This is a genomic window from Frankia sp. AiPs1, assembly GCF_023716945.1.
GTDB lineage: Bacteria > Actinomycetota > Actinomycetes > Frankiales > Frankiaceae > Frankia.
The window spans coordinates 1-9,437 of record NZ_JAMQQF010000208.1 but is presented as its reverse complement, the minus strand read 5'-3'; the positions used below and the strand labels follow the sequence as shown (position 1 = coordinate 9,437).

Annotated in this window: 8 protein-coding genes and 1 pseudogene; 4 read left to right on the top strand and 5 right to left on the bottom strand. The window is 73.0% G+C overall.

Annotated elements, in window-relative coordinates:
• Window positions 1-119 precede the first annotated feature (119 nt).
• Complete coding sequence (locus tag ND748_RS17880) at window positions 120-1,121, top strand: glycosyl hydrolase (protein WP_251746944.1); 1,002 nt, start codon at window positions 120-122, stop codon at window positions 1,119-1,121.
• A gap of 39 nt (window positions 1,122-1,160) precedes the next feature.
• Here the strand turns inward: ND748_RS17880 and ND748_RS17875 are convergent, their stop codons facing one another.
• The 3 genes and pseudogenes from ND748_RS17875 to ND748_RS17865 all read right to left on the bottom strand — a co-directional run.
• Window positions 1,161-3,185: an NACHT domain-containing NTPase gene (locus tag ND748_RS17875; protein WP_251746943.1), complete on the bottom strand. Its 2,025-nt coding sequence runs from the start codon at window positions 3,183-3,185 to the stop codon at window positions 1,161-1,163.
• A gap of 150 nt (window positions 3,186-3,335) precedes the next feature.
• Window positions 3,336-5,246 carry a lysine--tRNA ligase gene (gene lysS, locus ND748_RS17870; protein WP_251746942.1) on the bottom strand — a complete coding sequence of 637 codons (1,911 nt, stop codon included), beginning with the start codon at window positions 5,244-5,246 and terminating at the stop codon, window positions 3,336-3,338.
• An 85-nt stretch (window positions 5,247-5,331) separates the two neighbouring features.
• Window positions 5,332-5,535: pseudogene (locus tag ND748_RS17865) on the bottom strand (helix-turn-helix transcriptional regulator); the annotation flags it as partial.
• On the opposite strand from ND748_RS17865, the gene ND748_RS17860 reads away from it, so the two are divergent.
• Entirely contained in the window at window positions 5,525-5,758 is a 234-nt protein-coding gene (locus ND748_RS17860) for an anthrone oxygenase family protein (RefSeq protein ID WP_251746941.1), read from the top strand. The pseudogene ND748_RS17865 and the gene ND748_RS17860 sit on opposite strands and share 11 nt — an antisense overlap.
• A gap of 54 nt (window positions 5,759-5,812) precedes the next feature.
• Here the strand turns inward: ND748_RS17860 and ND748_RS17855 are convergent, their stop codons facing one another.
• A complete protein-coding gene (locus ND748_RS17855; RefSeq protein WP_251746940.1) occupies window positions 5,813-6,598 on the bottom strand; it encodes a class I SAM-dependent methyltransferase in 786 nt (261 codons plus the stop codon).
• A gap of 9 nt (window positions 6,599-6,607) precedes the next feature.
• The gene (locus ND748_RS17850) at window positions 6,608-7,609 is read right to left on the bottom strand and encodes a GlxA family transcriptional regulator (RefSeq protein ID WP_374215959.1); all 1,002 of its coding nucleotides are present in this window, start codon (window positions 7,607-7,609) and stop codon (window positions 6,608-6,610) included.
• Between the two features lie 280 nt (window positions 7,610-7,889).
• Between ND748_RS17850 and ND748_RS17845 the strand changes: the two genes are divergently transcribed.
• Both ND748_RS17845 and ND748_RS17840 read left to right on the top strand, forming a co-directional pair.
• A complete protein-coding gene (locus ND748_RS17845; protein WP_251746938.1) occupies window positions 7,890-8,858 on the top strand; it encodes an NAD-dependent epimerase/dehydratase family protein in 969 nt (322 codons plus the stop codon).
• Between the two features lie 135 nt (window positions 8,859-8,993).
• Window positions 8,994-9,437 (top strand): DUF5994 family protein (locus ND748_RS17840; RefSeq protein WP_251746937.1); only part of this gene is annotated, 444 nt, incomplete at its 3' end.

The following is a 9,437-nucleotide window of genomic DNA, read 5'->3' as shown; positions in this document are numbered from 1 at the left end:
GCCGCGGCCGGGTCGCCGGGCGCCGGGCTGTCGCCGCTCGCGGCCGATCAGTCGCCGGCACCGGGTGCCGGCGTGAACTCGCCCACCGCGGCGCCGGTCCGCCGCAGGCCCTCCGTAGCGTGAGGGTGGGACGCCGGTCGCGGCTGGTCTCGCTGTCACTGCTGCTGGTCAGCGTACTGCTGACCGCCGGGCTCGCGGCATGCTCCGGTTCGTCGAAACCCGCACCCGGTCCCGTCGGGCTGCACTGGGTGTCCGGCGCCAACGGCAACTACCCCGCCGACGTCAACGCCTGGGGGGCGTTCACCGGCCGCCCGGTCGGGCTCGCGATCGTCTTCACCGAGCGCAAGGACTGGTACAACTTGGTCTCGGCGGACTGGCCGACGGCGGCCTTCACCCGAGACAAGTTCCCCGGTGAGCTGTCGATCGCTCAGCCGCCGTTCCCCAAGGACGGCAACGAGGCGGCCTGCGCGAGCGGCGCCTACGACAACAACTGGCGAACGTTCGGCGCAACACTGACGAAGTTCGGCCGCTCGGACGCCTACATCCGGCTCGGCTGGGAGTTCAACGGCGATTACATGTACTGGCACGTGCGCAATGCCGAAACCTGGAAGACGTGCTTTCGCCGGGCTGTGACCGCACTGCGCTCGACCGCCCCGGCCGTGAAGATCGACTGGAACATGAACGCCCACACCGACAAGCTGCCGGGGAGCGGGCGGGACGTGTGGGACGCCTATCCCGGCGACCAGTACGTCGATGTCGTCAGCATCGACTCCTACGATTTCTTCCCCACCTCGGTCAGCGAGAAGAGCTGGAACCGGCAGTGCCACCAGCGGTCCGGGCTGTGCACGGTGATCCAGTTCGCCCGTGATCACGGCAAGAAGTTCGCCGTCCCGGAGTGGGGGGTGGTCCGGGCGGAGGGCGGCGGCGGCGACAACCCCTTCTATATCCAGAAGATGTATCAGACGTTCGCCGCCAATTCCGCAGATCTGGCCTACGAGGCGTACTACAACAACTCCGAGGCGAAGAACGTCCGCTCGTCGCTGTACAAGCCGGATCTGAACCCCAAGGCGTCGAAACGCTACCTGAAGCTGTTCGGCCCCGCCTCGCCCGGCACCGGCTGACCACCGGTACCGGCTGACCACCTATCCCGTCGCGCCGCGCTATCTCGGCTCCTCCCGCGGCGGGCCCTGCGCCCACCGCAGGAAAGGCGGATGGCCGGGTCGCTCCCGGGCGGCCACGGTCCGGAGCCGGCCTCGTCCGCCGCGGACCGCCCCGGCGTTCAGGTCCGCCACGACCTCGGCCCAGAACACCCGGAGGGTGGCCGGGACGGCGGGTTGCCGGCCCTTCGCGAGGCCGGCCTCCAACACCACCAGGCGGGCCTGCTCGAGATCGCTGAACGCCTCGACGAGCGCGTCGACCTCGTCGAGGGTCAGGAACTCATCGGACCACACCGACGCCTGGATGTCCGCCGCCCGGCTCGCCGGCAAGCCCCCCGGGGTGGACGGCGGGAGCACAGACGCCCACGGCGCGGGCGGGGCCGACGGGGCGGGCTGGGCCGACGGGGCCGACGGGGCGGGCGACGGTACATGCGACGGCAGCGGGGGCAGGGCGAGGTGCACGGCGACCGCCGCCGCATTGCCCCAGGCCGCCTCGACCGCCGGTTCGGCCTGATCCGCAGGCGGCCCGCCGCGGCGCACCGTCTCGACCCACCCCGCGACGACGGGCTCCCCGACCTCCTCGCGGAGAAACTGCACCATGAGCGACGACATCGCGCCCAGACCCAGCAGCGGGCTGTCCCCGGTGTCGCCGAGATCCTCGGCGACCCGGGCCGCCACCAGGTACTCCGGCACCGAGGCGTGAACGAAGGAGAACCGGTCGTTGTCCCCGCGGACGAGCAGGCTGCCCGAGCCGACCTGGAACGCCGCCTGTTCGGCGGTGACCCGGCTGCCGTCGGGGTCGGTGACCGCCCCGCGGACGATCTCGGTCAGGCCGGCGAGATCGATCTCGCCGGCGGCGCCGTCCGCGTCCGTCCAGATCCGGATCGCCACCGCGGTGACGACCTCGCTGAGCTGCGGCACGGTCAACCCGCTGGTCGAACCGCGGGTGGGATGGCGGCGGCGCACCTCCACGGTGAGCCAGTGCCGCACGAGCGCCCGGTAGAGCCGCGCCGACGTGATCGTGCCGTCGTCGGCGCGCAGGGCCAGCAGTTCCGCCCTCGTCAGCTTCGCGATGAACGACAGCATCCGGGGGTTGCGGCTCAGTTCGGCCAGGTTCGGCACCTCGCGGATGAGGCCGAGGCGGGCTGCCACCGAATCCTCCACCGCCGCAGTGCCGGCGCTCCCGGCCGACGGCGATACGTCGCCGGCCGCGGGCCGCACCCGGAACCGGTGGCGGAGAAAATTCTCGATCTGCGCGTCGTCGAACGGTTCCAGCCGAAGCTGTCGGCTCACCCGGTGGCCCTGCGCCCACTGCCCGAGCACGTCGCGCCACTGGTCGTCCGAGGCGAAGTGGGCGATCCGGCTGGTGAGCACCACTTTGGCCGCGCCGCGCACGCTGTCGAGGATGATCCGCAGGTACTCGGCGGCCTCGTCGAAGGTCAGCCGTTGGACGAGCTCGTCGAAGCCGTCGAGCAGCAGCACCAGCCGGCCGCGTTCCAGCATCGTCCGCAGGGCGCCGGCCGGGACGCCGTCCTCCTCGACCCGGCGCAGGTGCGCGTCGAGGAGCCGGTCGAGGTCGAGGTCCGAGGGATCGCCCAGCTTCAGCCCGCGCAGCTCGACGAGCATCGGGATGAGGCTGGGCACCGCCGCGGGCAGTCGCAGCGCCAGCCGGCGCAGCAGAAAGCTCTTGCCGTGGCCGAAGTCCGCCATGACCAGCACGAACCGCGCCTGCGCGGTATCGAGCAGGCGGAGCACGGCGGCAAGCGCGTCCTCGCGGGCCGAGACCTCCGGCGGCTCGTCGAGCAGGACGTAGCGCTGCGGGAGGTAGAGGTCCGGCGGATAGATCGGATCGCCGGCCAGCCGGGCGGCCTGCCGCCGCTGGTACGGGACCGGGTCCCAGCCCTTCTCGTTGGCGAGGATGCCGAGCACCCCGCTCCCGAGCCGGCGGGCGCCCCGGACGAGATCCCGACCGGGCGGCGGCAGCCCGGGCCCGCAGGCCCCCGGCCCCCCACCCGCCGCGATCGCCATGATGGATCACATCATGCCAAGGCGGTCCTTTCCGACAGAAGGGGCGGGGGCGGGGGCGGGACGGGCCAGCCGTGCCCGCCGGCAACCGCCGGCCGCCGATCGCCGATCGCCGGTCCGCCCGGACCAGGCAGACCAGGCAGACCAGGCGTGTTACTCCGCGGCGGTGAGCAGCGTTCGGATCCGCTCGGGGCCGACCGCCAGCAGCAGCGTCGGCAGGCGCGGGCCGGTATCGCGGCCGACCAGCAGCCGGTAGATCAGGACGAAGAACGCCCGCTGGGCCTGCTTGAGTTCGGCGGTGGCCGGCGCGTCCGCGGGCAGCCCGCGCAGCAGCTTGGGTACCGCGTAGGTCAGCGCGGTGAGCCCGTTGAGCGACCAGTCCTGCTCGAGGCCGTCGACAAGGATCGCGAGGGCCTTGGCCTCGTCGGCGCCGAGCGCTGCCAACGCCGCCCTGTCCGGCTCGGTCCGCACGATGGTGCGCTGCTCGGCGGGCACGTGCTCGGTGGTCCAGGTCCGCGCGCAGTCCAGCCGCGGCTGGAGATCGTCGAGGGTGAACGGTGTCTGCCCCGTGCCGTCGACCTCGGCTTCGCGGCCGCCGGCCGCCTCGCCGCCGCTCGCCTGGCGCAGGATCCGCAGGATCTGGGTCGGGTCGTCTGCGGTGATGTCGCAGATCGACGAGAGCAGCCGGAACGGGAACACGGTGCGCGGCGCGTCGACCGGGCCGCCCCCGACGGTCCCCCGCGAACGCGCCACCACGGTGTCCTCCGCGGGCTCGGCCGCGCCGTCGCCGACCCGCCGGTTCAGCGCGTCCCACTCGTCGTAGACGCGCAGCACCTCCGCCCCGAAGTCGACGGTGATGGCCTGGTTCGGCCGGCGCCGGGCGTAGATCCAGCGCACGATCGCCGGCTCCAGGATGTGCAGGGCGTCCGCCGGGGTGGGGGCCCCACCCGCCGATCCGGAAAGCTTGGCCCGCCCACGGACCCCGACGAAGGAATACGGCAGGTACACCGGCGGCTCGCCGCCGAACACCTCGCGGACGATGCTGCCGCCGACGGTGAAGCTCGATCCAGGCGAGGAGTGGTCCACTCCGCCGGCCTCGAACGCGACGTTCTCGTAGGCCCAGCGCATCGGCCAGTCGACCTTCCACACCAGCTTGCCGTTCGCCGGCCCCCGCACGTCGAACCGGCCGTGGTTGCCGCAGGCAGAGCAGGAGTAGCCGCCCTGGCCGGCCGCCGGTTCGAAGGACACCACCACGGTGGTGTCGCGGCCGCAGACCTCGCAGTAGGGCCGGAACGGGAAGTAGGCCGACGCCGACGCTGAGCCCTCGTCGTCGGCGGCCCCCTCGTCGACGGCGACGTCGACGTCCGCCGGGGGGACGTCGAGGGCCCCACCCGGCGCCGCCGCTTCCCGCCGCCCGCCCCGCCCGGCCCGCCCGGCCCGTCGGCCGGGACCAGAACCACCGGAACCACCGGAACCAGAACCGCCGGAACCAGAACCGCCGGACCCGGAACCGCCCGGCCCGGAACCATCGGAACCGGAACCATCGGAACCGGAACCATCCGGCCGGGAGCCGGCGGGCGATGGTTGCAGCGTGCGGTAGCGCCCGAGGATGCCGTCGATGGTGGGGGCGGCGGCAATCGCCCGGGCGATGCCGTCGGCGTAGGCGCCCGAGCGGTACATCTCGGTCTGGCTGATCTCGCGCACCTCGATGCCGAGGCGGCGCAACGCGTCCCGGAACGGCGCCTTGAACCGCTCCGCCCAGCTCGGAAACTCCCCCCACGGATCGGGAACGGCCGTCAGCGGCCGGCCGACGTGCTCGGCGAAGTCGGCGGGCACTCCGGCGGGCACCTTGCGCAGCCGGTCGTAATCGTCCCAGGACAGGATGTGTTCGCAGGGCACGCCGCGCGAGCGAATCTCCTCGGCGACCAGATGCGGGACGAGGATCTCCCGCAGGTTGCCCAGGTGAATGGGGCCCGACGGGCTGATCCCGGACGCGCAGACGACCTTCCCGCCCCCGGGGCGCCGCTGCGCCCGCTCGATCGCTTCGTCCGCGGCCCTGGTCATCCAGTCCCGGCGATCAACCACAGTCCCACCACATCCCGATGTCGAACCCTTGACAACAACCCTAACGGTCTCGAGTCGAGGCCCGTCACCGCGCGCGGTGATCGCGTGGGCTGACGCCGTAGTGGCGGCGGAAGGCGGTGCTCAGCGCGAAGGGGCTGCCATAACCGACGCGACGGGCAACCGATCCCACGGAGGCGTCCGGTTCGCGTAGCAGATCGGCGGCCAGCGCCAGGCGCCAGGCGGTGAGGTAGGCGATCGGGGGCTCGCCGACGAGATCGGTGAACCGGCGGGTGCTGCTGACGATCGCCTACCACGTCCCGCACAACGACGCCCTCGCCCGGGTCGACCCGACGGCCGCCGATGCGGCGAGGTCCTGGCTGGACTACGCCGGCGCCTGGACGGCCTGGAACCACGTCCGAGCGCTGCTCTCGGTCGCCGGCGCGGTAGTCCTCGCCGTCGCGGTGCGAGTGGGGGATCGCGCAGCGGCAGTACTCCCCACCCCGGCCGGGTGAGATGTACCGAGTATTCCTGGTACCACCTGATAGGACAGGCAAACCGGCCGGCGATCAGGTGCCGAGCGAGGCGAATACGGCCACGAGTTGGACGGGTTCGATGAACGTGCCATCCGGGGAACAGTCGCGCAGCGCTTCGGCGATCTCCTCCTCGAAGGCGGTTCGCCGGGCGCCCGGCAGCTCCCGAACCTGGAACGAGGTCGAATACAGATAGCCGATGATCCGTTCGATCGTCCACCGTCGTTCGAATTCGTAGAGGACCCGTTCGACCCGCTGAAAAGGAGATCTTTTCACGACGACTTCAGGGGATTCCATGGTCGACACCACGACGCCGCCACCAGCGCGGCGCACGGTTCCCAGGAACTTCGCCTGTGTTTGTTCGATCGCTCGCTGCCAGTCGGTGACAGGCCGGTCGAGGCGGTAATCGCTGACAATCACGAGTCCGCCGGTCGGCGTGACCATGCCGGCGACCGTCGCCAGCACCTGGTCCCGGTCCATCCAGTGGAACGAACGGCCCATAGTCACCAGTTGAAACCGACCGAGGTCCGACGGCAGGCTCTCCGCGGCCGCCGCCATCCAGCGCACATTACGGACACCAGCGCGATCCGCCTGCCGTGCCGCCTCCGCGAGCATCTCCGGCTCCGGATCGACCCCGATGACTTCCCGCATCCGGGCGGCGAGGGCAAGCGTGAGAGTTCCGGGCCCGCACCCGAGGTCGAGAAGCCGACCCGTCCCGGGGAGAGAGAATCGCCAGGCGACGTCGGCGAGGAATTCCGGCGGGTAGCCAGGTCGATAGCGCGCGTAATACCCGGCGGTTCCGGAGAAAAGGTCGCCAGCCATCCCGGCAGCCTATCGGGCCGGCCGGGTGGGCACGTTTGCCAGGCCGGGGATGGTCGACGATGGCGCCCCGGCGAAGGGCTGCGCCGATGCCTCCCGTCGAGGGTGGCGGGCGAAGGCGGTCCGGTAGGCGGTCGGCGTGAGGCCGGTGCGGCGTAGCAGGTGCTGGCGCAGCGAGTCGGCCGAGCCCAGCCCGCTGCGCCGGGCGACGTGATCCATCGGCAGGTCGGTGGTCTCGAGCAGCTCGCGGGCCCGCTCGATGCGCTGGTGCAGCAGCCACTGCAGCGGGCTGAGGCCCGTCTGGGCCCGGAAGCGCCGCCCGAGCGTCCGTTCGCTGACGTGCGCGTGTGCGGCGAGATCGGCGAGGGTGAGCGACTCGTCGAGACGCGCCAGCGCCCAGTCCCGGGTGCGAGCCAGTCCGGTCCCGTCCGGGCCGGGCAGCGACGTCGGGATGAGCTGGTTCTGATCGCCGGCTCGCGCCGGGGCCGCCACCGCGAGGCGGGCCGCCGCGTTCGCCACCGCGCTGCCGTAGTCGCTGCGCACCAGATGCAGGCACAGGTCGATGCCTGCGGCGAGCCCGGCCGAAGTCACGATCTGACCGTCCTCGACGAACAGCACGTCCGCGCGGACATCGACGGCGGGGAAGCGGCTGCTCAACGCCCCGGCCTGCACCCAGTACGTGGTTGCCTGCCGGCCGTCGAGCAGACCGGCCTGGGCCAGGACGAACGCGCCGGTGCAGATCGAGGCGATCCGGCGGCCGGCATCCGCCGCCGCCCGCAGCGCGGCCAGCACCCGCGGATCGGCGTCGACCCGGGCACCGGTGCCGGTGACGATGACCGTGTCCGCGCAGGCGACGGCGTCGAGCCCCCGGCTGATGCTGAGACCCATCCCGCCGCCGTCCCCCTCGACCGCGATCGGCCCCGGGTCGGCCGCGCAGACGACCACCTCGTAGCCGGGCCGGTCGGCGACGAACGTGGCGCCGAGGACGAGCTGCGGGATGGACAGGTCGAACATCGTCACCGGCGGGACGGCGATCACCGCGACCCGGTGCGGCGGGCCGTGCTGGCCAAGCGGGCCAGACGGGCCAGACGGGCCAGGCGGCCGAGGTGAGCCGGGGATGGTGGTGGCCGCGGGCATGGTACTCATCATCGCCGCGCCGGCGCGGCCCGGCCGATCATGGCGGAAACCTCCGGACAGTTGGCGTCCGCGGGGCTGCCGCGGGTGCGCGCGCCCGGCGAGGGTGATCCGGACGAGCCCGGTCCGGACCGGGCCGCCCACCCAGGAGGAGTCAGCGATGACCGCACATGTGATCGTCGGGGCCGGCGCGACCGGCGTCGCCACCGCCCATCTGCTCGCCGACGCGGGAGATCAGGTCAGGCTGGTAACCCGCAGCGGCCGCGGCCCGCGGCGGCCGGGGATCGAGCTAGTGGCGGCCGACGCCACCGACACCGAGCGGCTGACCGAGCTGACCGCCGGCGCGCGGACCCTGTTCGGCTGCGCCGCGCCCGCCTACGACCGGTGGCCGACGCTGTTCCCGCCGCTGGCCGCCGCGCTGCTGACGGCCGCCGAACGCACCGGCGCCGGCTACGTCATGCTCGGCAACACCTACGGCTACGGCCCGGTCGACGGCCCGATCACCGAAGATCGGCCGCTGGCACCGCTCGCGGCCAAGGGGCGGGTGCGGGCCGCGATGTGGCACGACGCCCTGGCCGCCCACCGCGCCGGCCGGGTCCGGGCAACCGAGGTGCGCGCGGCGGACTTCCTCGGCGCCGACGCCTACTCGCTCTACAACCTGCTGGTCACCCCGAAGCTCCTCGCCGGCGCGCCCGCTGCCTTCCCGGGGGATCTCGACGCCGCTCACAGCTGGACCTACGTCGGCGACGTCGCCCGCGCCCTCGTCGCGATCAGCGGGGATGACCGCGCCTGGGGGCGAACCTGGCACGCGCCGAGCGTGCCCCTGTCGGTGCGCGAGCTGTCCCGGCGGCTCGCGGCCACCTGCCGCGCCGACGGCACCGACGGCACCGAGGCTGCTCGGGAACCGGAGCTGGTCCGGCTGACCGCGGCGGAACTCGCCGCGGCCGGCGCCGCCGACCCCGTGACCGCCGAGGTGGTGGAGATGCTGTACCTGTACGAGCGGCCCTGTGTGCTCGACTCGACCCTAACCGAACAGACGTTCGCGCTGGCGCCGGGCCGCCTCGACGTCGCGTTGGCCGAGATGGCCCGCCCGGCGGGTGCGGACGGCCCCGGTGGTCCCCCCGCCTGAATTCTCGAGGGACGGTGCGGCCTCGGGCGTAGCATGGTCGTTGACCGGGTGTGTCGCGAGCGTCGGCCAGCAGGCCGACCCAGCCACCGGTCGCAGCCATCCGATGGTCATCGTCATCGGAGTGAGGCGGCCGTCATGATGACGAGCCCGCACGTCCTTCCCGCCGACCGCGACGATATGGCTCGGTTCGACGGCGACGGTGGCGCGCCGCCCCAGCCCCTTGCAACTCGCGCCTTCGCCACCCGGCTGTCCCTGTCGCCGGCCCGCGGCCAGGGATCTTTCGACGGCAGCTGGTGGCCGCGGACGATGGGGCTCGCCGAGGAGCTGCCCGGCCTGCTCGCCGCGCTGGCGGGCGCCGGTGAAGGCGTCCGCCGGATGTCGGTGAACCTCGACGCGTGGACGGCGATTCCCCGGCAGGCCGAGGGGCCGAAGCTGCCCCGGGTGCGGGTGGACTCGTTTCGAACCCTCGACCCGCGGGTGGTCACCGCGGGCGGCGGCAGCAACGGGGGCCGGCCCAGGCTCCGACTGCTCGTGATCCCGCCCGGGGCCGCGTCCGGGCCGGCCCGGGCGGTGCTGCGG